Source organism: Myxococcus eversor (genome assembly GCF_010894455.1).
Lineage (GTDB): Bacteria > Myxococcota > Myxococcia > Myxococcales > Myxococcaceae > Myxococcus > Myxococcus eversor.
Genome location: NZ_JAAIXY010000001.1, coordinates 48,434 through 71,699 on the forward strand (window position 1 = coordinate 48,434; position 23,266 = coordinate 71,699).

Genomic DNA, 23,266 nt, shown 5'->3' on the forward strand with positions numbered 1-23,266 from the left:
AGGAGCCCCGCCTGAAGAGGCGTCTGGGTCTGCTGGTCGTGGAGTGAGCGGCCTTCAGCGCGCGCGGGCCCGAGCGGGCTCGGGAGGCCCGCCGTGGACGCAGTGCAACAGCGAGGGCGGGTCGAAGCAGGTGAATTGCTGGTCGACCAGCTTGCACACGCCCCGAGGCGTGCTGGCGCAGCGCGCCTCCGTGCGGGTGGACTTGCAGTCGAAGCCGCAGGCGACGTCTTCCGACGCATTGACACACCAGGGCCTGGGAGTCGCCTCGGCGTACTCGTGGATGACGCTCTCCGGCGGGTCCCAGCAGACGAGCTTCCCGAAGTGGGTGGTGCAGACACCGTAGGGGGTGTTGTTGCAGGCCACCTCTCCGTTGGACAGGCGGCAGTTGAAGCCGCAGGCCACCTTGCCTCGGACGGACTTGCACTCGGGACTCACCGGGGTGCGGGGCGGGTGGAAGATGACAACCCGTGGCGGGTCCCAACAGTAGACGCCTCCGTTGGTGACCTCGCACGTCCCGTAGGGCGTCTGGGCACAGTCGAGGTCCGACGCGCTCGTCTTGCACTGGAAACCGCACACCGTGCGCCCCCGGGAGGAGATGCACTCAGGGGAGGGCGGAGGGGGTGGGGTGGGGAGCTCCTCGACGACGCGAGGCTTGGTAGGCGCGGAGGCCAGCAGCAGCAGGGCGAGCATGGGGAGCATGTCGCCCCCGACGAAGCGCCGCGCGGTTTATTCAAGGCACCGCGCGGTGCTGGTGATGAAGCTCAGCGCGGGCGCGAGCCCTGTCGCCCCGCACCTCGGGGTCCACTGGCGCGGGGCTGGGCGGAGGGGCGCGGCTCACGCGGTGCGTCGTCCGCGTCGCGTTCCTCGGTGCGCTGACGTCGAGCGGCCTCGGCGGGAGTCTCCGGCGGCACGAGCGCCTGCGGTCCCCGGCCGATGAGGTCCGCGCGGCCGGCCTGCTTCAGCGCCTCGCGCGCCAGGGGCCAGTGCTCGGGGTTCCAGTAGAGCAGGAGCGCCTTCTGGAGCCGCTTCTCGCGCAGGCCCTGGGCCGTGTAGACGGGCTCCATCTTCAGCGGGTCGATTCCGGTGAAGTACATGGCGGTGGCCATGGCCATCGGGGTGGGGATGAAGTCCTGCACCTGACGAGGCCGCTTCCCGTTCTTCTTCAGCCACAGCGCCAGTTCCACCATGTCTTCCAGCGTGGAGCCGGGGTGGCCGCTGATGAAGTAGGGGATGTCGTACTGCTCCTTGCCGGCCTCCTCGCTGGCACAGGCGAACATCGCCTGGAAGCGCTCGAAGCTCTCGATGCCGGGCTTCTTCATCTTCTCCAGCACGCGCGGGGACACGTGCTCGGGCGCCACGGAGAGCTGCCCGCCGACGTGGTGCGCCGCCAGCTCCTTCACGTACTCGGGCGAGCGCTCGGCCAAATCGTAGCGGACGCCGCTGGCGATGAAGACGTGCTTGACGCCTTCCTCCTGGCGCACGTCCTTCATCAGGCTGATGAGCGGGCCGTGGTCCGTCTGGAGGTTTTCACAGACGCCCGGGTGCACGCAGGACAGCTTGCGGCAGCGCTTCTCGATGTCCTCGCTCTTGCACTTGAGCTTGTACATGTTGGCGGTGGGGCCGCCGAGGTCGGTGACGGTTCCGCGGAAGTCGCCCATGCGCCGCAGCGCGCGGACCTCGCGCAGCACGCTCTCCGCCGAGCGACTCTGGATGACGCGGCCTTCGTGCTCGGTGATGGAGCAGAAGGTGCAGCCGCCGAAGCAGCCGCGCATGAGGACGATGGAGTGCTTCACCGTCTCGTAGGCGGGGATGCCCTCGTCCTTGTAGATGGGGTGGGGGACGCGGTTGAAGGGCAAGTCGTACAGCTCGTCCATGGCCACGGTCTTCTCACCGGTGGCGGGGTTGCCCACGCCGTCCTCCAGCGGGAGCGCGGGCGCGTTCATGAAGATGGCGCGGTTGCCGTGGCGCTGCGCGAGGGGACGCGCGTTGCCCGGGTTGGTCTCCATCTGGAAGTCGCGGCTCATGACCGCGAAGGCCCGCTTGTCGGCGACGACGGACTCGTAGGGCGGCAGGACGACCGTCTTGCGGTCCGCGGCGCGTCTGGCCGGGTCGGCCTCGTGGACGCGCATCTGTTCGTCGTTGATGAGGTACGCGGTGCCGCGCACGTCGCGGATGTCCTCGATGCGCTCGCCGTTCCGCATGCGGTCGGCGACTTCCATGATGGGGCGCTCGCCCATGCCGAAGACGAGCAGGTCCGCCTTGGCGTCGAAGAGGATGGAGCGGCGGACCTTCTCGCTCCAGTAGTCGAAGTGGGCGATGCGGCGGAGGCTGGCTTCGATGCCGCCGAGGATGATGGGGACGTCGGGGTAGGCCTCGCGGCAGCGCTGGGCGTAGACGATGGTGGCGCGGTCCGGGCGGCAGTTGGTGCGCCCACCGGGGCTGTACTGGTCCTCGGAGCGGTTCTTCTTCTGCGCCGTGAGCCGGTTGAGCATGGAGTCGAGGTTGCCGGCGGCGACCCCGAAGAACATGCGCGGAGGCCCCAGGGCCTTGAAGGGCTCGGCCGAGTGCCAGTCAGGCTGGGGGATGATGCCCACCTTGAAGCCTCGGCCCTCCAGGAAGCGGGCGATGAGCACCGGGCCGAAGGCCGCGTGGTCCACGTACGCGTCTCCCGTCACGATGATGATGTCGCACTGCTCCCAGCCACGCGCCTGCATGTCGGCGCGGGTGATGGGCAGGAAGGGATGGGCGTAGCGGGTCGGAAGGGCCATGGCGGTGGGGCGGCTGCTTCGGGGGCATCTCTCCTAAACACCCCCCGCGCCACGAAGCAAACAGGGCGGGAGCGGGGGTGTACACCCAAGAGGGCCTCGTGCCCACCTCGCCTTCCTGGCCCGTGGGCGACTGGCCGGCCGGAGTGGGGGCTGGAGGCGGTATCCTGAAATTCATGGATATGCTGTTAAAGCGGAAGGGCTCCTGGGTGGTGAAGTGGTGGTTCCTGGGGTTTCTGCTGCCGGTGGCGTGTGCGACGACGCCGGGGCCCTGGCCCGGCCCGGGTGAGTCGAGTCCGGGGACTCCCGCTCGTTACGAGCAGGGCCTGGATACGGTCTCGAACTCTTGTGGGAAGAACCCCGCCTGCTACACGCAACGCGGGAGTGAGGCCATCATGCTCGCGCTCCCGCGTGCGGTGGGGGTGGCTCGGGGCGTCAGCGCCGTGTTTCGAGTGCTGGAGTCCGCCGAGCTGGCGCGCGTGGAACAGCTCCTGGTCCAGTGTGCGAAGGAGGCGGACCGGGAGGTCAATGAACGCGAGTACGGGCTTGGGAAGAGGCCCGATGATGCGGAGTGTGAACGCGTGGTCGGATACGATGGAAAGGGCAATAAGGTCAGGCGCCGCATGGAGTTGGGAATACTGAAGCACGAGGTGGCTTTTGCGTGCGTGAAGCGAGAGCTGGTGCGGCTCTTCCCCGATAACGTCTCTATAGAGCCGCGCTACGGGCCCGACCCGAGGACGGGACGGTATGTCCTCACCCGGGTTTGGGAGGATTCGCTCAAGCCAGACATCGTGGTCCACTTCTCGCGAGACCCCAACCGGGTCCAGTGCGTCTACGACTTCAAGTTCCCGTGCTCGGTTGCCGGCAAGAGCAACCCCCTTGCGAACGACGGCACACTGGAGCAATTGAGCCGGTACAAGAAGCTAGGTCGGCCTTGCACTCCGTCCATCGTCACACCTCAACTTGGGGTCAGCCATGTCAGCCCAGAGTGAGCGCTTCCCTCGCATCCGCCGTTTCTCCCAACGTCCCGATGGCGAGCGACTGGTGGTTCGGGACGTGCTGCGCATCGCGTATTACATGCCACATGACCATCAGGAGCTCGCTGCTGGTATCGAACATGCTCTCGGAGTCTATCGGCGAGCCGTGGGGGAGGGCGCCGAAGGACTGACCCAGTCATGGGAGGATGGTGAATCCATTCGCCTCAATTCCGAGGAATGGGAAATCGTTCGGGCCTCGCTACGTCCGAGCCCTTCGAGGTGGTTTTTCGAAGACGTCCCCGAGAGCGATCCGTTCTTCCGACAGATGAGCAAGACACTGACGGACCGTTCCGTGCTCCTGACTGGCGGAGGCCAGTCTGACGACAACGGGTATCTGTTCTGGTATCAGGCGCGCCTCCCCTCTCGCGCGCCTTCCAGGACAGGCGTCAGTCTCCTGCAGGCCACGTTTCCCACCGAATACGTCGAGGCCCATGGCCCCGGGCACGTGAGAGAACTGGCGATGGAGATGGCCTCTGGCCTGCCGCTCTCCTCCGGTCATGCGGGGCTTGCGCTGGCTCTCCATACGGCCCGCTGGCATGCCCTTCCCCGACTGAAGGAGGAACTCGCCCGCTACCCCGGAGTGGATGTGCCCGGAGTTGCCAAGCACCATTCCTTGGGAGAGAGGGTCGATGGCGTCCACTGGCTGAACTTCCTGGGCCCCTCGCTGCTCGAGTCCCTGGGGGGCCAGGCGAGCTTGCGAGCCCGACTCCATTCACCGGGGACCACCGTTCAAGACGTGGGCACTTCGGGTAATGCCGTGGTGACGCTCGGTGCGTGGCCCGAAGCCGGAGACCTCTCTGTCGGCGACAACCTCCCCGCCTATCGTGAGCTGGCGCGAGTCCTGGAGCCCTGGCTGGAGGAGTTCCTTCCGGGGCATGCAACGGTCTGGATCGGGTATGACTCCGAACCGGCGTATTCCGAGGAGGAAGTCCGTCGCTGGTGGCGGCGCTTCCTCGACTGACGCCAGGGATGTGGGGGCGTGGGCGCGTTGACGCGGATCCATGCCTCCCCTACCTTCGCGCGCCCGTACCCGGCTCGGCCCGAGGGGCCCGGGCCCGCCGCCATGACGCACCGGACGCACAACGAAGTCTCCGAAGGGCGCCCCGCGCCGCAAGAGGGAGACTCCGTCCGAGAGCTTCACGTCGAGTACGACGATGCTCCCGTCCCGCCTCAGTCTTCGCGCTCCAACGCCTCCACGCGCCCGCCCGCCCACGCGGACTCGGCGGACGACGCACCCGCGACTCCCTCCGCTCCGGACCCGACGGAGGACATCCCCCGGTCGCCCAATCCGCTGCTGGCCCTCTCCCGCTCGAAAGGCCGGAGCCCTAAGCCCTCCTCGCCCCGCGCCGAGTCCGCTGCGCCCGATGAGCCGACCGCCCGCGATGTGGCCGCGCCCTCCGACGTCACCACGTCCGAGCGCGAGGTCATGCAGGCCGCCGTGGCGACCGGCAAACGCCGCGAAGCCTGGCGCCCACCCGCCTATCTCCCCGATGACCTGAGCGACGCGCTCCTGTCCGAGCGCAGCCAGTACCGGGCGAAGCTGCTCCAGGACGTCCGTCAGGTCAGCCTCCAGGGCCCCGGTGTCATCTCCCTGGTTCCCATTCCCGCAGCGGACCCGGACTGGTCCGGTGGCGCGCTGCTCGGCTTCCTCGGTGAGGAGTGCGTCTTCGGCGGCGACGTCGTCCACCTCGACTTCGAATCCGGCCGCGTCTTCGCCGCCCCCGAGCACGGTGACGACGTGGACCGCCGCGCCCTCTCCGCCGAGCGCTGGTGCTACCGGCCCTATGACTTCGCGGAGGCGCTCTGCACGGCCGCCTCGGCCTATGAGGAGCGGCAGCCCGCGCTCGCCCAGGCCCTGCTTCGCGCCAGCGGCGAGGAGTCCGCGGCCGAGGCTCGCCCCCAGCACGCGGAGCTCATGCCCGCGGACCGCCTGTGGGCCCAGCCCTGGGGCTGCATCTGGGGCCCTCCCGGTACCGGCAAGACGACGGCCATCGCGGACCTCATCGCCCGCGCCCTGCGCTCCTTCCCCGGTGAGCGCATCCTCGCCGTCGCACCCACCAACCGCGCCGCGGACGAACTGGTGTTGCGTGTCAGCGCGCTCCTGGAACGCGAGCCCATCCCCCTGCGCCCCCTGGCTCGTAGCATCTTCCGGGGCGGTACCGGCGCCAGTGACGCTCTCGCGAAGCTGCCCACCGTCACACTCGAGGACACCAAGGGCGGCAAGCTGCGCGCGAGCATCGAGGAGCGCGAGCGCGAGCTGTACCTCCAGCGCGTGCGAGGCGGCCCCGCGCAAGAACTGGCCAAGCTCCAGGCGGAGCTTCGCGGCCTGCGCGGGAAGATGAAGGACCCCACGCTCAAGGAAGCAGAGAAGGGCGACTGCCCCCTCATGGTCCTCACCGTGCACCGCGCCCTGCGCCTGGTGTCGGAGCTGGAGGGGAAGAGCACCTTCGCGCGACTCGTCGTCGACGAGGCCGGCATGGTGACTCGCGCCGCCACGGCGTTGATGGCGCCGCTGGCCGAGCGGGTGACGCTCGCCGGAGACCCGAAGCAGATTGGCCCCGTGTCGCGAGCGGCCGAGGGCGCTGGACGTGGCACCCAGAAGTGGCTGCGTGCCAGTGGCCTGTCCCATCTGGAAGACGCGGTGAAGGACGCCGCGCGCCCGGACGTCCTGCTGCTGCGCACCCAGCACCGCATGCACCCGGACATCGCCCGCGTGGTGAGCCACTTCTGCTACGGCGGCGCGCTGGAGGACGGCGACATCGTCAAGGCCCGCGCACAGAAGGCCCCGCCCGTGCCCGCCTTCGCGGAGACGCGCGCCGGCTGGGTGGTTCTCGATGGCCTCAGTCGCGACGCGAAGCGCCTCACCCACGGAAGAGGTGAGACGGGCTCCGGCTACCAGCGAGAGCTGTCCGCCGAGCTGGCCGTGTCGCTCGCCCGCGAGGCCGTGCGCGCGGGCCTCAGCGTCCTGTGCGTCACGCCCTACCGCGCCCAGGCCGCCCTCATTCGCAGGCTGGGCACGTCCGCAGGGTTTCGCGGTGATGCCTTCAGCGCGTCCACCATCCACCGCCAGCAGGGCACCCAGTACGACGTCGTGCTCGTGGACACCGTGGCCGGAGGCCGGCCCTTTCCACCGCACACGCTGGTGCCCATGCTCAACGTGGCCGCCAGTCGCGCGCGCGACTACCTGCTGGTGCTCGCCTCCCGAGACGAGGCCCGGGGCGCGACGATTCCACAGCGCTTCCTGTCGCTGCTGCCGCGCCTGAAGGTCCTCCCCGGCACGCCGCTTCGTCTGGAGCCGCTGCCCATGCCGCAGCAACCCGCGCAGCCTCCGCCCCCACCGCCTCCGAGCGCCCCTGCCACCCTGGGCGGCGAAATCGAGGGCGCGCGTCCCACGCGGCCCCTCTTCACTCAAGAGCAGGTGTCCCTCTTCGAGCGCCGCTTCGACGACGGCCATCACCTGGTGCGAGGCGTGGCCGGCAGCGGCAAGACGTTTGTCCTGGCCCACTGGGTGGCGCGCTACCTGCTGGAGCACGAGGACACGCGGGTGCTCGTGTCCTTCTTCAACCGCGCGCTCGCGCCGCTGGTGGACAAGCTGCTGGTGGAGGCGATTGTCCAGCGCGCCGGCCGTCAGCGTGCGCGCGAGCTGCGAGCCCGGGTGACGGTGAAGCACGTGGGCGCGCTGCGCCGCGTGGAGCCCGAGTCCTTCGACGGCGTCTTCGTGGACGAGGCACAGGACATGGACGCTCGCGCGCTGGCGATGCTCCACGCGCTGGTGCGTCCGCACGTGCTCACCGACGGACGCGAGGTGCGCTGCCTCCAGTTGTTCATGGACGACTCGCAGAACGTCTACGGCCAGGTGCCCATCGACTCCCTCAAGGAGCAGCTCCCGGAGGGGCTGTCCTTCCGGGGCCGCACCCGCGTCCTCAAGGAGACCTTCCGCGCCACCCGCGACATCCTCGACGTGGCCTTCAACGTGGTGCTGGACCCGCTGCGCCAGCACGCCACCAGCGACCCCGGCATGCGCGAGTACATGAAGGCGGGAGAGCTGGCCCGTGAGGGGCTCCTGTGGCTGCCCGAGGAGACGCTGGAGGGTCTGTACCGCGTGCAGTCCACCGAGCGCGGCGGCGTGCTGCCCCAGGTGCGCGGCTTCGCCTCCGGCGCCAGCGAGGCCCGGCAGGTGGCGAAGGAAGTGGCCCGCCTCATTCGCGACGAGAGCGTCCATCCCGGCGACATCCTCATCGTCGCGCCCGTGATGCCGTCGCAGTACACGGACGCGCTCAACCGCGCGGGGGTGCCCGCGCATGCCTACGGTGGCAAGGGAGGCCGCGACGTGACGGACTTCCGGGTGAGCGGCGTGGACCATGTGCGCGCCACCACCGTGTTCTCCTGCAAGGGCCACGAGTGCCCCATCGTCTTCTTCGCGGGCCTGGACGCACTGGACACCGTGGAGCACTGGATGGCCGGCGCCAAGGAGCGCAACGCCCGGGAGAACGAGCGCATCCGCCGCGCCATGTTCTACGTGGGTGCCACGCGCGCGATGAAGCGCCAGTACCTCACCGGCGTCCGAGGCGCGCGCTTCCTGCGCGTGGCCACCTCCTACGTGGAGACGCTCGCCGGGCTGTCGCCCACCGGGGACACGGGCGGCAAGCCGGCCTGAAACGACGAAGGCCCCGACACCGCCTCTTCGCGGTGCCAGGGCCTCCTGGAGCTCAAGGGCTCGGGGCTAGCGCTGGACGGGCCCGTCGACGGGCGGCGCCTGCAGCGTCTTGTTGTAGGTGGGGATGCCCACCTCGAGCGAGGACCAGTAGATCAACGCCGCCAGCCGCAGGATGCGACCTTGGAGGCTCTGGTGGCCGGTGGGGTCTCCGCCGCCGCCCGACGAACCGCGCGGGTCTCCATCATTGAGGTCCGCCACGTTGCGGCAGCCCTCCTTTTCATCCTTCGGTTTGCAGTCGGTGAGGAACTCGGCGGTGGCCGAAATCCTGGGCGTGGGCGCCGGGTTCTGCTGCTGCATCGCCGACGTCGTCCCTTCCTCGGAAGACGAGGTCTCCTGCGCACCGCGCGTCGCGGAGGGCGCCCGGTCCTGGGTGTCGACGATTTCGTTGCGACTCACGTCCACCGTATAGGTGGTGACGCGCTGGGGATTGACGCGGTCCCTCAGGACGACGCGGACGAGCGCGCCCTTGGGCGCCTTGCTCTGAATCTGCTGCGTCGTCGGAATCGTGTCGACACGGCGACAGGCCACGACACCCAGCAGCAGGGAAACCAGCAGGAGACTTTTCTTCATGGTGGTGGGGAACTCGGGTCTGGGTGAGACGGACTACTCGAAGAGGAGCACCTGGCGGACCCAGGCGCTCCCGCGACTGCGAAGCCAATCCTGACGCGCGTCGCGCAGCACGAGCGCGGCGGGAATGCCCTCGCGAATGCGCGCCAGCACGGGCTCGAAGAAGGCCGACGCCTCGCTGTCGGGAATCTCCTGCGTGGCGGCGAGCACGGCCCGCGCGCCGGCTTCGATGAACGCCACGGGCAGGCCAAACGTTTCATGGAAGTACGCCGTGCTGTGCGCGGCGTGGCAGGCGGCGAGCAACACGACGGGCCTTCCCAGGAGCTTCTCGCCCTGGATGTCCGTGGCCGTCAGCGCGTAGCGGCCGCTCTTCTCCTCCGGTGACAGCACCAGCAGGGAGCCATCCGCCACGCTCGGGTCGACGATGCCGTGCGCGTGAATCTGCACCTCGGTGGCCTCCTGCATCGCCTGCAGCACATGCGCCGGGGTGGCCGAAGCGCCGCGCAAGGTGGAGAGGCTCTCGTCCTCCACCGCCGGCGGGCTCCACGCGCGAAGCGAGGGCAGGTGCAGCTCGCTCGGGGCATTCACGTCCGCCACCACCAGTCGCGATGGAGGCCGGGAGGGCTGCTCCGGGGGCGGCGGTGCCACCCGGTAGGCCCACGCCAGTTCGGGCGGCAGCAGGCCCGGCTTGCCGAGCAAGGGAGGCCGCGCCAGCACGTCCACGCTGACGCAGGGCCGCAGGGACTCCACGAACTTCTCCGGCACCAGGCCCTCCACGCCCTCCAGCCGCTGGCGGCGGTCCGCGTCGTAGTGGCTCAAGAGGCGACCCGTCGAGTCGCGCGCCACCAGGGCCGTGCGCTCGTCGTCCACGGTGACGCCCAGCGTGCAGCGCTCCGGAAGCGTCAGCGCGCGCTCTTCCGCGAACAGCGCGAGCGCCTTCTCCTGCTCGCCGTAGCGCACGGCATCCAGGATGAGCGACGTGAAGCTGTAGGTGCGCGCCTTGCGGGCGTTGACGTCAGTGCCCAGCTTCGGTGTCGCCTCGTCGATGGCCTGACGCAGGAGCGCCTGCCCCCGACGCCGGTCCTGCTCGATGACGAAGCGTCCTTCGATGTGGCGCAGCAGCGAGCCATCCCCGGTCGCCTCGCGCGAGGGAGACGCGCGCAGGGCCTCCAGGCCTCGCATCAACAGGGCGCCATCGTCGTCGCGGCGCGCGTGCGTGTGGGCCAGGTCGGCGATGACGAAGGCGCGCACCAGCGACGGCGGCTGGCCGCACTTCGCCGCGCGGTCCAACTGCTCGCGGGCTCCGGCGAAGTCGAGCGTGCGGTAGTACGCGAGCGCGAGGTTCGTATAGGAGAGCTCGTGGTCCTGGCAGCGCTCGGGGATGCGCAGGATGGCCTCCTCCATGTACGCGCGGGCCAGCGACAAATCTCCATGGAAGCGGGCCACCTGGCCCAGCTCCTGGATGAGCCGCAGCTCCTTGGTCCACTCCCGGCCGGAGCGGGCGTTTTCAATCGCCGCCAGGGCCTGCGTGCGCGCCTCCACGGGACGATGCTGGTCCGTCTCCACCAGGGCGAGGGTGCGCTGCAGCTCCAGGCAGCGATAGTTGATTCTCCGCGTCGAACCGCCACAGGACGCGCCCAGCGCCTGCGTCAGCCGGATGCGGGCACGAGCCGCCTGGCCTTGTTGAAGATCCCCCCGAGCCTGCCGCTCCTCGGCAAGCAGTGCGAACCAGGGGTCCTTCGTGGCCAGCGCGAGCGCGCGGTACTCGGCTTCGTGTCGACGCGAGTCCTTCAAGAAGAGCATCGCGCCCAGCAGGAGGTCCTCCTGCCGCGCCTCGCGAAGCTTCTCAATCAGGGTGTCCAGCGCGGGAGGCGCCAGCTCGCCGCGCGTCAGGAGGACGTACTGCTTCGCCAGCGGCCCGCGCACGCCGAAGTCCCCCCGGGCGGCGCGGCGCAGGGAGTCCTCCAGATGCGTGCCCCCGTCCAGCCGGTCCAACTGGAGCGCGAGCGGGCGCAGCGCCTCCACGCGCTCGGCGGAGGAGGCGCTGCGCACGGCGTCGTAGAAGCACAGCCGGGACAGGCCCGGGTAGCGCTCCACCTCGGAGGGGGAGAGCACGTCGCCTCCGGCCACCATGTCATCGCAGTGCTGCTTCGCGCCCTTCCAGCCCTTGCGCTGCTCGCCTTCCAGGTTCCGCAGCTCCGCGGCGCGCTGTGAGGCCTCCTCGCTCCAGCCCGGCTCCTTCAGCGCGGCCACCTGGTCGAAGGCCTCCGCGGCCTGCAGCGACAGGCCCAGGGCCTTGAGCGCCAGCCCCCGGTTCCACAGGGCCTGCGCGTGCTGGGGCCGCTGCTTCAGCGCGCGGTCCGCCAGCGTCAGGGCCTCTTCCGGGGCGCCCCGCTGGAGCGCGAGGGCGGCGCGGTCCGAGTCCAGGTCCGGCGACGTCTCCAGCTTGTCCAGGAAGGCACCGGCCTGGGCCGGGTCTCCACGCAAGAGATACGCGGACGCGATGCCCCGCTCGTCTCCGGCCTCCTCCAGCTTCGCCAGCTCCCTCAGCGACAGCGCGCGGGGCTTGTCGCCACCGCTGCGCATCACCTCGTAGGGACGGTGCCTGTCCGCGCTCGGATGGGTCAACCGGGCCTCCAGCGTGCGCCCGGGCGTCTGACCCAACCACAGCTCGGAAGAGTCCGCCGACGAAGCCGACCGCGTCACGAGCACCCACGCCGCCAGGCCCGCGGCCAGCGCCAGCGGCAACACCATCATCCAGGTCCTTCGCCGCTTGAGCAGGGGCGGAGGCGGAACGAAGGCGAGGGTGTCACCGGACGCGTCGTGCAGCGCGTCGTCCGCGAGCAGCTCCAGGGCGAGCAGTTCCTTCATCCGTGCCTCGCACGGGTGGCAGCGGGTCAGGTGGTGGCGGAAGTTCTCCGCGTCCACCGGCGCCAGCTCGCCGTCGATGAAGGTCTCCAATCTGTCGCACAACTCATTCATGGTCTGGCCCTGCCCTCACTCGAGGCGGCGCCGGGAGCCAGCAGCCCCCGCAGAGCCTGCCGCGCCTCGCTGAGCCACCGCCCCACCGTTCCCTCGGGTGCATCCAACTGCTTCGCGATGGCCCGATATCGAAGTCCGGCCACATGCAGCCGGTACGCCTCCCGCAGATGCGGCGGCCGGAGCTGCTCGATGGCGCGTTGGAAGTCGGCCCGCGTGACTTGCTCCCATTGCTCCAGCGGCACCGGCTCCCCGGACACCTCCTGGTCCTGCACCACGCGCAACGACGGCGCCCCCAACACCTCCGTGCGTCTGCGCCGACAATGGTCCAGGAAGCGATTGCTCAGCGTCGTGCTCAGCCACACGCTCACCGCGCCCGGGTTCTCCGCCACCAACCGGTCGAAGTTCCGGTAGGCGCGCTCGAGCGTCTCCTGCACCAGGTCTTCAGGGTCGATTCCACCCCCGGAGCACAGGCGCCGGGCAAGACGCAGCAGTCCCGGCCGTCGCGAGCGAGCGAACGCATCGAACTGTCGGTGCTGCCCGTCGTCCATCGTGGCGCGAACCCCTACACCCATCTTCTCATGTCGTTCCACCGGTGGAGCGCCCCCTCCGCTCGATTGAACGTGGGCGGGGATTTCCCTTCGGTGGTGCGCTGGAGACGCTACGCGTTGCGGGTGGGTATGGGTAGTCCCACCTGGGTCAGTTTCGACAGGATGCGACGATTGCGGGCCAGTCGGTGGTGGCGGGGAGGCGGCCCTCGGCGTGCTCGGGACGTCCTCCGCCCCGGCCCCCGGCGGCCTCGGCGGCACGCTTCAGGAAGGCACCGCAGCCGAACGAGGAGGAGGCACCCCGGGAGATGAGGACCGCGAGGCCGTCTGCGGTGCGGCCAGCGAGGAACACCACCGCGTCGGGGCGGGAGGTGAGGCGGGTGGCCACGGCGCGCAGTTGCTCGGGGCCGGCGCCGTCCAGCACGGCGACGAGGTGTTTGTCAGTCGACGCATCGAGCTGGGCGGCGAGCTCCACGGCGGTGTGCTCGGCCAGGCGCGCGCGGGCGGCGCCCAGGGCCTCGCGGGCCTCGGTCAGCTCGCGGCGCAGCTTCTCCACCACGGTGGGCACCTCCGCGGGGCCGCACGTGAAGGCCCGTCCCATGGCGCGCAGCGTGCCCGCTTCTTCCCACAGCTCGCGCCTCGCGCGCGGGCCCGCGGAGAAGAGGACGCGGCCCTTGCCCTTGTAGCGCTCCACGCCCAGCACCCGCACCATGCCCACCTGTCCGGTGCGCGTGCAGTGGGTGCCACCGCAGGGGGACACGTCGAAGTCACCCATCTGGATGACGCGGATGTTGTCCGTCACCTTGGGCGCGCGGCGCAGGGGCAGCGCGGCCAGCTCCTCGGGCGTGGGGAAGAAGGCGCGGATGGGGAGGTCGGCGTCGATGATGGCGTTGACGTGCGCCTCGGCCTGGGCCACGCGCTCTTCGTCCAGCGTGTCCTGGTCCGTGTCGATGGTGCACGTGGCGCCCAGTCGCGAGGACACGGTGGCCGCGCCCGCGATGTCCAAGAGCGCGCGCGACAGCATGTGCTGGCCGGTGTGCAGCGACATGTGAGCGCGGCGTCGCTCCGCGTCCACCAGGCCCTCGAGCGCCTCGCCGGGAGCGGGCAGGGGCTTCGTGTCCGCGACGTCCAGCAGGTGGTGCACGGTGCCCGCGTCGTCCACCTGCACGTCGCGCACGGCCCGGCCTCCGAGCACGCCGTAATCGGCCATCTGCCCGCCGGCCTCCGGATAGAAGGCGGTGCGGTCCAGCACCACGGAGGGCGCTCCGTTCCACGTGCCGTGGGCCACGACACGCGCGGTGAAGCGGTGGAGGAACGGGTCATCGAAATAGAGGCGCTCGGTGGACATGGTGCGCGGCAAATAACACGCCGCTGAAACTCGCGCGGCCCGGCCGTCACTATCCGTCGTAACCCATCCACATCCAACGAGGTCCTCCCATGAAGTCCCGGGTCTCCGCGTTCATCGCGGCCGCTGTCGTGTTGTCTTCGTTCCAGCCCGCCCTCGCCGGTGACGAGCCCAAGCCCGACTGCGACAAGCAGCTCCAGGCCTCCCGAGGCACCCAGAAGCTCATCGCCGCCACGCCGCGCGCGGAGGCTCCGGCGCTGGGGCCCCAGAAGGCGGCGGTGACGGTGGAGGTGTGGTCCGACTTCGAGTGCCCCTTCTGTGAGCGGGGCGCGTCGGTCGTCGAGGGCCTGCGCGAGCGGTATGGCGACAAGATTCGCATCGTCTTCCGGCACATGCCGCTGCCCTCCCACGCGGACGCGAAGAAGGCGGCCATCGCGGCGATGGCGGCGCACGAGCAGGGCAAGTTCTGGGAGATGCACGACGTGCTCTTCGACAACCAGCGCGCGTTGGACCGGGCCTCGCTGGAGAAGTACGCGAAGGGGCTGGGGCTCGACCTGGAGCGCTTCCGCAAGTCGCTCGACACCAAGGCCTGGGACAACTACGTGGAGGCCGACCTCGTGGAGGCGCAGCGCCGAGGCATCGCCGGCACGCCCACGTTCTTCATCAACGGCACCGGGGTGACGGGGGCCCAGTCGCTGGACGTCTTCACCGGGCACATCGACGCCGCGCTGAAGCGCTGAAGTCCGGCCCCGGCGCTTCAGGCCGCGTCCGAGCGGGACTTCGTCGTCGAGGTGGAGGGCAACGGCCCCCCGGGGAGTTCCAGGTCCAGCGGGGGGATTCGCGGCAGGCGGACGGTGAAGCAGGTGCCGCCCTCGGGGGAGCTCTCCACGTCGATGCGGCCCTGGTGCGAGGTGATGATGCCGTGCACCACGGCCAGCCCCATGCCCGTGCCTTCGCCCGCGGGTTTGGTGGTGAAGAAGGGCTGGAAGAGCCGGGCCTGCACGTCGGGCGTCATTCCGGCGCCCGAGTCGCGCACGCACAGCACCGCGTCGTCGGCCTCCATGCGCGTGGACAGGTGGATGCGGCCTCCACCGGGCATGGCCTGCGCCGCGTTCATGAGCAGGTTCACCACCACCTGCGCGAGCTGACCGGGGCGCCCCAGGAGGCGCGGCAGGTCCGCCAGCGTCACCTCCACCTCGCAGTGGGCCTGCACCTGGGTGCGGGTGATGCGCAGCGCGACGGCGATCTCCTCGTTGAGGTCGTACTCCTCCAGCGCCCCCGGGTCCCCACGCGCGAAGCGCCGCAGGTCCGCGACGATGGCGACGACGCGGCGGATGCCATCCGCGGTGGCGGGCAGCACGTCGTCCACGTATTCGGTCAGCTCCGGCGGCAGTTGCTTCAGGGCGCGCAGGTCCATGAGCAACGCGTTCACATTGCTCTTCACGTAGCTCATGGGGTTGTTGATTTCGTGCGCCACGCCCGCCGCCAGCATGCCCAGGCTGGACAGCCGCTCCTGCTCACGCGCGCGGCGGTGGGCCAGCTCCAGCTGCGCGTGCGCCTGCGCCAGTTCCTCGTGCTGGCGCGCCAGTCCCCGCAGGGCATGGTGCGTGAGGAACACCCGTCCCTCGGAGATGAAGTACGTGAGCAGCGACAGCAGCACGAAGCAGGCGGGGAGGAACGGCGGACACCCGTCCACCAGCGCCGCGCCCGAAACGAGCACCAGCAGCAGCATCAGCCGCGGTCGCGCGCTCGAGTCCGCGAAGTAGTCCACCCACAGCGCGTTGAGCGGCAGGTACAGCCAGACGGGCAGGGCCCAGTCGCTCGCCATGCCGTAGAAGACGGTGGCCAGCATGTTCATCGTGAAGCGCACGGCCTCCACGAGGCGGGTGTGGCGCGAGAAGAAATCCCGCGCGAACACCAGGTTGGCCGACGTCACCACCACGAAGCCCACCGTCACCAGGACGATGTGGGTCCACTGTCCCCAGAGGCTGGCGACGAGCAGGCCGTGGATGAGGAGGCACGCCAGCAGGGTGAACCGCTTGAGGCGGCTGTTCACCCAGTCCGCGTCGATGTCCGTCTCCGGGGCTTCCGTGGACGGAGGCGGAGTCATGCCTCGCCCACCCCCTGTCGGATGGCGGGATTCGGCTCCGCGCGCACCGGCAGCTCCAACCGCAGCCGCTGCGGCCCGCCCACCTCCGCGACGAAGGACAGCCGCCCGCCGAAGCGCTCCAGCAGGCCCCCGACGACCTTCAGGCTGTCATCCGCCAGCAGGCCCGCGAAGCGCTCGATGATTTTGACGGCCTGGTCCGCGGGGAACGCGGGGTCGGCCACCTGCACCTTCAGCACGAGCGCCGCGTCCGTGGGGCTCACCTCCGCGCTGACACCCTGGTGCGCGGCGCGGAACGGCGCGTAGAGCTGGGCGAGCGTCTCGCGGTGGCGCAACAGGCCGGACAGGTACGTCACCAGCTCCGCGTCGTCCCACGGCTTGCTGATGAAGCGACAGATTTCGCCTTCGTTCACCGAGGCGACCACCGACTTGAAGTCGGCGTAGCCGGAGATGATGAGCCGCAGCGCGAGCGGGTGGCTGCGTTTGATTCGCTGCAACAGCTCGCTGCCCGTCATCCCCGGCATCCGGAAGTCCGTCAGGACGATGTCCGGGCTGAAGGTCTTGAGCCGCTCGAGCGCTTCTTCTCCGTTGAACGCGAGCTGGACGTCGAAACCCTCGCGCCGCAGCAGCCGCCTCAAGGCGTGCGCCACCTGCGGCTCGTCGTCCACCACCAGCACCTTGTATGCTTCCATGACGCCTTGGCTCCTCTGCCGCAGCACTCTAGTACGCAGTCCCGGAGAAAGTGTCAGGACCTGAATACTGGGTCAGGCCTGCACCTGCTACAGAGTGGGAGTCCTCGCAATGAATGTGAGTGGGGTGTGGCGCGGTGCCGGTGCCTTGCTGGCGCTCTCGGTGCTGATGACCTCCTGTGTCCAGCGGCGGGAGGTGGGACTGGAGCGGGTGCGGAAGGCAGGCGAGCTGCGGTGGGGCGCGGATGCGCAAGGGGGCGAGCCGTACGCCATGGAGGACCCGGACGTACCGGGACGCATGCGTGGGTTCGAGGTGGAGCTGGCGGACGCGCTGGCGCGGGAGCTGGGGGTGCGCGCCCGCTTCGTGCAGAACGACTGGTCCAGCCTGATTCCCTCATTGGAGCGCGGCTCGTTCGATGTGGCGCTCAACGGCATCGAAATCACGCCCGCGCGCAGCGGTCGCATCCTCTTCACGCGGCCGTACTTCATCTTCCAGCTCCGGCTGATGGCCCGGCGCGACGACGACACCGTCACGGGCCTGGCGTCGCTGCGGGGCCGGCGCGTGGGGACGCTCGCCAACTCCCAGGCGTGGGATTTGCTCCAGCGCGAGGGCATCCACGCGGTGCCGTACGAGGGCGTGGAGGAGCCCTACATCGACCTGGAGCAGGGGCGGGTGGACGCGGTGCTGATGGATGACCTCATCGCCCAGCGCTACGGCCAGCCGCGCGCGGTGCTGCGCGTGGTGGGTGACGTGGGCGAGGGCTACTACGCGATTGCCGTGCGGCCCGGGGACGAGGACCTGCGCGCGGCGCTGGACGTGGCGCTGGGGCACATCGCCCGCTCGGGTGAGCTGCGGCAGATCTTCGCGCGGTGGAACATCGACAGCGCGGCCCAGCAGCGGATGGTGGAGTGGTCCGACGCGCAGACGCGCGAGGTGCTCGCGCAGACGCAGACGCCGCATCTGGGCTGGGCGCAGTGGGTGATGTTCCTCCAGGCGGCGCTGGTGACGCTGGTGGTCTCCGTGCTGGCCATGGCGCTCGCGGTGCCGCTGGGCGTGGGCCTGGCGCTCGCGCGACTGTTCGGCCCGCGCTGGCTGGGCCGGCTGGCCTCGGTGTACGTGGAGCTGTTTCGCGGCACGCCGGTGTTGCTCCAGCTCTATGTCCTCTACTACGGCCTCGCGGGCGTGCTGCGGTTGGACGCGCTCAGCGCCGCGGTGCTGGGGCTGGGGTTGAACTACGCGGCCTACGAGGCGGAGGTGTACCGGGCGGGAGTGCTGGCGGTGCCGCGCGGGCAGATGGAGGCGGCGCTCGCGCTGGGCATGTCCACGCCGCTGGCGCTGCGGCGGGTCGTCTTTCCCCAGGCCTTCCGCGTGGCCCTGCCCAGCGCCACCAACGACTTCATCGCGCTCTTGAAGGACAGCTCCCTGGTGTCGGTCATCTCCGTTGTCGAACTCACCAAACGGATGACGATTACCGCGGTGGATGTTCGCGGTTGGTTGTTGCCCGGTGCGCTGTGCGCGGCGCTCTACCTGGCGATGAGCTACCCTCTGGCGCTCCTGGCGAGGCGGTTGGAAGCGAGGTTGGAACGCGGATGATTGAAGTGAAGGACCTGTGCAAGCGCTACGACGGGCGCGCGGTGTTGGACGGCATCAACGCGTCCTTCGCCCCCGGTGAGGTGGTGGCGCTGGTGGGGCCCTCGGGAGGGGGCAAGAGCACGCTGCTGCGCTGCCTGAATGGACTGGAGCCCTTCGATTCAGGCTCCATCCGGGTGGGGGACGATGTCCTGGAGCCCGGGGCGCTGCGCGCGCGGGGGACGCAGGTGTCCAACATCCGTCGTCGCGTGGGCTTCGTCTTCCAGCAGTGGCACCTGTTCGCGCACCGCACCGCGCTGGGCAACATCACCGAGGCCCCCCGGTACGTGAGGGGCCTGGACGCGAAGGCGGCCATGGCGCTGGGGCGTGCTCTTCTGGAGAAGGTGGGTCTGTCCCACCGCGAGGGGGCCTACCCGTCGGAGCTGTCCGGTGGCGAGCAACAGCGGGTGGCGATTGCCCGGGCGCTGGCGATGGAGCCCGAGGCCTTGCTGCTGGACGAGCCCACCAGCGCGCTGGACCCCGAGCGGGTGGGCGAGCTGGTGGAGCTGCTGTCACGACTGCGAGACGACGGACTCGCCCTGGTGACGGTGACGCACGAGATGCGCTTCGCGCGGGAGCTGTGCTCGCGAATGCTGGTGCTGCATGGGGGGCGCATCCTGGAGGAGGGCACTCCCGCGCAGGTGTTGGAGCGGCCCCGACATGAGCGCACCCGCGCCTTCCTCGGGCTGGAGCGTGTCGTCCGGCAGGAGGCCCCGGGAGGACTGGAGCCGGGCACAACCGCCGTCGCCACGGTGTTCCCCGCGGCGACGGCGAGGGAGTGACATGCGCGCGGAGGTACAACTCACGGAGATGGGGCAGGGCAAGGGGCCAAGGGTGCTCCTGCTGCCTGGCCTGGGAGCCCGGGGCTCGGGCTTCCGTGCGCTCGCGGAGGCGCTGTCCCCGGTGGCCCGCCCGGTGCTCGTCGAGTACCCGGAAGGGGCGCATGCGGCCCTGGGCGCGGGCGCCCTGGCGCGGCAGGTGTCGCGGGCCGCGGGAGAGATGGACGCGGTGGTGGCCAGCTCGTTCGGCGGCATGGTGGCCGCGCACCTCGCGGCGGCGGGGGTGGTGCGGGGCGTGGCCTTTCTGGGGGCCTTCACGCGCACGGCGCACCTGGGCGCGAGGGGACTGCTCATCGGGATGATGGGGCCCATTGCCTTGTGGGGCCGGCCCGGCGTCGTCGCGGCGGGGCTCGCGGCATGGCGGCCCGTGCCCTTCGCGCGGGTTCAGGAGGTGGTGCCCACCACCGCGCTGGAGCGCAGCACCACGTGGCATCGCGCGCTGGCCATTCGCGGCGAAGCGCCTCCGCCGGAGCTGCGTCGGCTGGAGGTCTCCTGTGTCTGCATCCAGGGGGACAGGGACGTGCTGGTGCCGCCGTCCACGTTGGAGAAGCTGGTGGAGTCGCTTCCGCCGGGGACGCCTCGACACCTCTTGAAGGGCGCGGGACACGTGCCGTACTTCACCCACCCGGAGGCGTGCGCGGAGTTGTTGGGGCCGTGGCTCGCGGGGCTGTCATTCGCCCGGAGTGCGTCAGCGGCCTGACGCGGCGCGAGGCTCCTGTCCAGGGGTGGACGGAGTCAAAGGGGGATGTACCTGACGGCGGCCTGCCGCTACCGTGCGCCCCCGAATGCAGAACCGTTTCACGCGTTGGCTCGTCGTCCTCGTCGTCTTCTCCACCGGGTTCGCGTGGGCTCATCCGTCCGGACAGGACGCGGGCTCCGTGGCCGACGCCGTGCGCGCGGCGCCCGTGCTCCCGACGCCTCCCGGGGCCGTGACTCCGGAGCCGCCCGCCGCGGAGCGTCCGCGCTCCGTGTTGCTGCTGGGGGACAGCCTCATCGCCACGGGGTTTGGTGACTACCTGCTGGCCCGGCTGGAGGCGCACCCGGAGATACGCGCGTCGCGTCGCGCGCGGTCCTCTACGGGGCTGGCTCGCCCGGACTTCTTCGACTGGATGGAGGTGGGCGAAGAGGAGGTGAAGCGCCACCAGCCCGACGTGGTGGTGGTGATTCTGGGGGGCAATGATGGACAGTCCCTGCAGGAGCGCAGCGGCGGCAAGCCCGTCCACTGGGGCAAGCCGGAGTGGGAGGACGCGTACCGCCGACGCGTCGACTCCTTCGCGAGTGTCATCGCCGCGCCGGGCCGGAAGATTGTCTGGTTGGAGCTGCCCGCGACGGGGCGCAAGCGCTTCGAGCAGAAGCTGGGCCTCATCCGGGGACTTCAGCGCGAGGTCATCAGCTCCCGCGCGGACGCGCGCTATGTCGACACACGCGAGTACTTCACCGATGCCCAGGGCAAGGCGCTGCTCCAGGCGCGAGTCGAGGGCTTCCGCAAGCCGATGAAGCTGCGCATGAGCGACGGCGTGCACTTCACCATCGCGGGTGGACGCTACTTCGCCAGCAAGGTGTACCCCGAGGTGCTCGGCGCCCTGGGCCTGCTCCAGGGATAGGTCGAGGTGCTCGGTGCGCTGGGGCTGCTCCAGGGCAGGCTCGAGGTACCCGGTGCGCGGGGGTTGCACCAGGGACAGGTGCTCGGCGCGCTGGGCCTCACCAGGGCCAGGTGACGCAAGCAACGAGGCTCGCGCCGGTTGTATGGGGCGGAGTGCTTCCTGGCGCCACGAAGCGACCGCGCGACGTGTCGCGCATCGGTTGCTCCCGCGCCCTGGAGCGACCCCAGGCGCCGCGATGTCCCGCGGCGCGCAGGGCGCGTCGTTTCAGTGAGGCGCGAGCGCCGTGACGAGCCGATCCGCCTGCTCGCGGATGTTCTTGTCCTGGCTGGCCTGCGCGCGCCGGGCGTGGGTGAGCGCCGTCGCCGCGTCGCTGTCCGCCAGCGCGAGCGCCAGGTTGAGGTGCAGGCCCGGGTCGTCCGGGTGGGCCTTCAATGCCTCGGAGAGCACCTTCCGGGCGGCGTGGCCGCCACCGGGCTTGGACAGGTGCAGCACGGAGAGGTCCGTGGCGGCGCCCACGTCGCCCGGGGCGAACGTCAGCGTCTCCTCCAGCAGCTTCTTCGCCTCCGCGTCATCGCCGAGCCTGCGCCGGACCTTCGCCAGCGCCACGCGCACCTGGGCGTTGCCCGGGGCCTTCTCCAGCGCCTCGCGAAGGATGCGGTCCGCGTCCTCGTCCTTGCCCGCGACGAAGGCGGACAGGCCGTGCAGGTAGATGGCGTCCGCGCTCTCCGGCAGCTTCAGCCGCAGCTCGATGGCCGCGCGCATCGCCGCGTCGGGCGCGCCCGCGAAGAGGCACAGCGACGCGAACTCGCGGAACAGCGACGGCTCCGTGGGCTTGCGGAGGATGGCCTGTCGCAGCGTCACCAGCGCCGGGCCAATCTGGCCCTGGAGCACCTGGACACGCGAGGCCAGCAGGAAGGGCAGGTGCTCGGTGCGAGTCGCCTCGGCGGCTTCCTGGTAGGCCTTCAGCGCCGCGTCCAGGTTGCCCGTCCCCTGCTGCGCCTTGCCCAGGTACGTGAGCGTCTGCGCGTTGCCCGGCTGCATCGCCAGCGCATGCTCCAGCGGGCTGATGGCCTGCGCGTACTTCTCGTGCGCTAGCAGGCCTCGTGCGTAGTTGAGGACCTCGAAGAAGCCCGCGGTCGGCTGCGCGGCGAGCGTCGCGAGCAACTCCAGCGCGCTCGCATCGCCCTTCTCGGCGTTCAGCCGCGCCAGGTGGCTGAGCGCCTCGGGGTGCGTGGGATGTAGAGCGAGCAGTGAGTCCAGGAAGCCACGCGCGCCCTCATCGTCGTGCTGCGCGAGGCGCAGGCGCGCGAGGCCGAGCAGCGCGCTCGCGTCCTGGGGGTCCTGTTCGAGAGCGCGCTGGAACTCGCGGGCCGCCTCCTTGAGGAGGCCCTGCTTCATCAAACGCGCGGCGGAGGTAGCCAGCTTGGAGACGGCCATGGGGTCGCCGACTCTAGCCCAGCCCCGGGGGGCCAGGCATCGCCGGAATGCTCCGATTCCGCATTACAGGCCGAAGAAGTCGCCGACGCCTTCGATGATGTCCTTGCCCTTGTTCACCGCGCCGGAGAAGACGTCGCCGGCCGCGTCCACCACCGCGCCACCCGCGTTGATGGCGCCCTCGGCCACGTTCTCCAGGACCTCGCCACCCGCGGCGACCGCCGTCTCACCCACGGCCTTCAGCACGTTGCCCGCGTTGACCGAACCCTCGATGTCCACACCCAGGCCCAGGCCCGCGGTGGCCTCGACGCCCACGTCGAACTCCAGGTTGCCGTTGTTCAGGCCGATGTCGGCGTGCGCGTCGCCGCTCACACCCGCGCTGGCGCTGGCGGTGACGCTGGCGGAGGCCAGGGTGTCACCCTCGTGCTTCAGCTCGATGGAGCCGGTGAGGCTCGCCTGGGCGCCCGCGAAACCCGACGCGGAGGCGTTGATGGACAGGTTGCCGTCCGTGCCCACGTGCAGGTCCAGGTTGATGTGGCCGTCGGCGCCAATCTTGCCCATGGCCTCCAAGTCCAACTCCACCGAGTACTTCTCGCCGGCGATCTCGAAGTCCACCGTCTTGGAGGCCCCGGCGCCCGCTTCCACCGCCGTGGCGTCGATGTCCACCGCGAGGTTCACGTCGATGCCGGACAGGCCCACGTCCGCGTCCACCTTGGCATCCGCAGTGAAGGACGGGCCCTGCGCGTAGGCGCGGGTGTCGATGCCACCAGGACCCTTGCCGTTCACCTCGGCCCGAGCGCCACCCGCCTCGAAGCTGGACTGGCCACTCACCAGGTTGCCGCGCGGCTGCTCCACGTTGCCCTGCGCCTGCGTGTCCACGCGCGGGTTGCGCGACTGCGCCCCGTTGCGCGGGGCCTGCTCGTCGCGCACGGGCGGGGGCGGCTCACGACGCGGAGGGGGCGGCGGCGGAGGCGGGCGGTAGGCAATGCGCGGGGGGGACATGAA

Annotated in this window: 18 protein-coding genes; 8 read left to right on the top strand and 10 right to left on the bottom strand. The window is 70.3% G+C overall.

Features of this window, described 5'->3' with window-relative positions:
* Positions 1–54 precede the first annotated feature (54 nt).
* Positions 55–699, bottom strand: a complete 645-nt coding sequence (locus tag G4D83_RS00225; RefSeq protein ID WP_163861131.1) for a hypothetical protein — start codon at positions 697–699, stop codon at positions 55–57.
* Between the two features lie 62 nt (positions 700–761).
* On the bottom strand, positions 762–2,768 hold the full coding sequence (locus tag G4D83_RS00230) for a YgiQ family radical SAM protein (RefSeq protein WP_163861133.1): 2,007 nt from the start codon (positions 2,766–2,768) through the stop codon (positions 762–764).
* A 98-nt stretch (positions 2,769–2,866) separates the two neighbouring features.
* On the opposite strand from G4D83_RS00230, the gene G4D83_RS00235 reads away from it, so the two are divergent.
* The 3 genes from G4D83_RS00235 (at position 2,867) to G4D83_RS00245 (ending at position 8,459) form a co-directional block, all read left to right on the top strand.
* Positions 2,867–3,757: a hypothetical protein gene (locus G4D83_RS00235; protein WP_163861135.1), complete on the top strand. Its 891-nt coding sequence runs from the start codon at positions 2,867–2,869 to the stop codon at positions 3,755–3,757.
* A gap of 64 nt (positions 3,758–3,821) precedes the next feature.
* The gene (locus tag G4D83_RS00240) at positions 3,822–4,763 is read left to right on the top strand and encodes a type VI immunity family protein (protein WP_163861136.1); all 942 of its coding nucleotides are present in this window, start codon (positions 3,822–3,824) and stop codon (positions 4,761–4,763) included.
* Positions 4,764–4,865: 102 nt separating this feature from the next.
* Entirely contained in the window at positions 4,866–8,459 is a 3,594-nt protein-coding gene (locus tag G4D83_RS00245; protein WP_163861138.1) for an AAA family ATPase, read from the top strand.
* A 66-nt stretch (positions 8,460–8,525) separates the two neighbouring features.
* Here the strand turns inward: G4D83_RS00245 and G4D83_RS00250 are convergent, their stop codons facing one another.
* The 4 genes from G4D83_RS00250 to G4D83_RS00265 form a co-directional block, all read right to left on the bottom strand.
* Positions 8,526–9,089, bottom strand: a complete 564-nt coding sequence (locus tag G4D83_RS00250; RefSeq protein WP_163861140.1) for a hypothetical protein — start codon at positions 9,087–9,089, stop codon at positions 8,526–8,528.
* Positions 9,090–9,122: 33 nt separating this feature from the next.
* Complete coding sequence (locus G4D83_RS00255) at positions 9,123–12,068, bottom strand: CHAT domain-containing protein (protein WP_163861143.1); 2,946 nt, start codon at positions 12,066–12,068, stop codon at positions 9,123–9,125.
* Positions 12,065–12,658 (bottom strand): RNA polymerase sigma factor, encoded by a 594-nt coding sequence (locus tag G4D83_RS00260; RefSeq protein ID WP_420826611.1) that lies wholly within the window; start codon positions 12,656–12,658, stop codon positions 12,065–12,067. Before G4D83_RS00260 ends, G4D83_RS00255 begins: the two co-directional genes overlap by 4 nt.
* Positions 12,659–12,764: 106 nt before the next feature.
* Complete coding sequence (locus G4D83_RS00265) at positions 12,765–13,961, bottom strand: alanyl-tRNA editing protein (RefSeq protein ID WP_163861145.1); 1,197 nt, start codon at positions 13,959–13,961, stop codon at positions 12,765–12,767.
* Between the two features lie 89 nt (positions 13,962–14,050).
* Here G4D83_RS00265 and G4D83_RS00270 point away from each other — a divergent pair, with 89 nt between their 5' ends.
* The gene (locus tag G4D83_RS00270) at positions 14,051–14,698 is read left to right on the top strand and encodes a DsbA family protein (protein ID WP_163861147.1); all 648 of its coding nucleotides are present in this window, start codon (positions 14,051–14,053) and stop codon (positions 14,696–14,698) included.
* A gap of 17 nt (positions 14,699–14,715) precedes the next feature.
* Here G4D83_RS00270 and G4D83_RS00275 read toward each other — a convergent pair whose 3' ends face one another.
* Both G4D83_RS00275 and G4D83_RS00280 read right to left on the bottom strand, forming a co-directional pair.
* Positions 14,716–16,068 carry a sensor histidine kinase gene (locus tag G4D83_RS00275; RefSeq protein WP_163861149.1) on the bottom strand — a complete coding sequence of 451 codons (1,353 nt, stop codon included), beginning with the start codon at positions 16,066–16,068 and terminating at the stop codon, positions 14,716–14,718.
* Complete coding sequence (locus tag G4D83_RS00280) at positions 16,065–16,757, bottom strand: response regulator (protein WP_163861151.1); 693 nt, start codon at positions 16,755–16,757, stop codon at positions 16,065–16,067. Before G4D83_RS00280 ends, G4D83_RS00275 begins: the two co-directional genes overlap by 4 nt.
* 109 nt (positions 16,758–16,866) lie before the next feature.
* Here G4D83_RS00280 and G4D83_RS00285 point away from each other — a divergent pair, with 109 nt between their 5' ends.
* From G4D83_RS00285 to G4D83_RS00300, 4 genes are all read left to right on the top strand, one after another.
* Positions 16,867–18,348, top strand: a complete 1,482-nt coding sequence (locus G4D83_RS00285) for an ABC transporter substrate-binding protein/permease (RefSeq protein ID WP_176436677.1) — start codon at positions 16,867–16,869, stop codon at positions 18,346–18,348.
* Complete coding sequence (locus G4D83_RS00290; RefSeq protein ID WP_163861153.1) at positions 18,345–19,166, top strand: amino acid ABC transporter ATP-binding protein; 822 nt, start codon at positions 18,345–18,347, stop codon at positions 19,164–19,166. Before G4D83_RS00285 ends, G4D83_RS00290 begins: the two co-directional genes overlap by 4 nt.
* A gap of 1 nt (position 19,167) precedes the next feature.
* Complete coding sequence (locus tag G4D83_RS00295) at positions 19,168–19,923, top strand: alpha/beta fold hydrolase (RefSeq protein ID WP_163861155.1); 756 nt, start codon at positions 19,168–19,170, stop codon at positions 19,921–19,923.
* Positions 19,924–20,008: 85 nt separating this feature from the next.
* On the top strand, positions 20,009–20,827 hold the full coding sequence (locus tag G4D83_RS00300) for an SGNH/GDSL hydrolase family protein (RefSeq protein WP_163861157.1): 819 nt from the start codon (positions 20,009–20,011) through the stop codon (positions 20,825–20,827).
* Positions 20,828–21,091: 264 nt separating this feature from the next.
* On the opposite strand, the gene G4D83_RS00305 is transcribed toward G4D83_RS00300, so the two are convergent.
* Positions 21,092–22,264, bottom strand: coding sequence for a tetratricopeptide repeat protein (locus G4D83_RS00305; RefSeq protein WP_163861159.1), 1,173 nt, complete (start codon positions 22,262–22,264; stop codon positions 21,092–21,094).
* Between the two features lie 63 nt (positions 22,265–22,327).
* The gene (locus G4D83_RS00310; RefSeq protein ID WP_163861160.1) at positions 22,328–23,263 is read right to left on the bottom strand and encodes a Circumsporozoite protein; all 936 of its coding nucleotides are present in this window, start codon (positions 23,261–23,263) and stop codon (positions 22,328–22,330) included.
* Between the last annotated feature and the right edge of the window lie 3 nt (positions 23,264–23,266).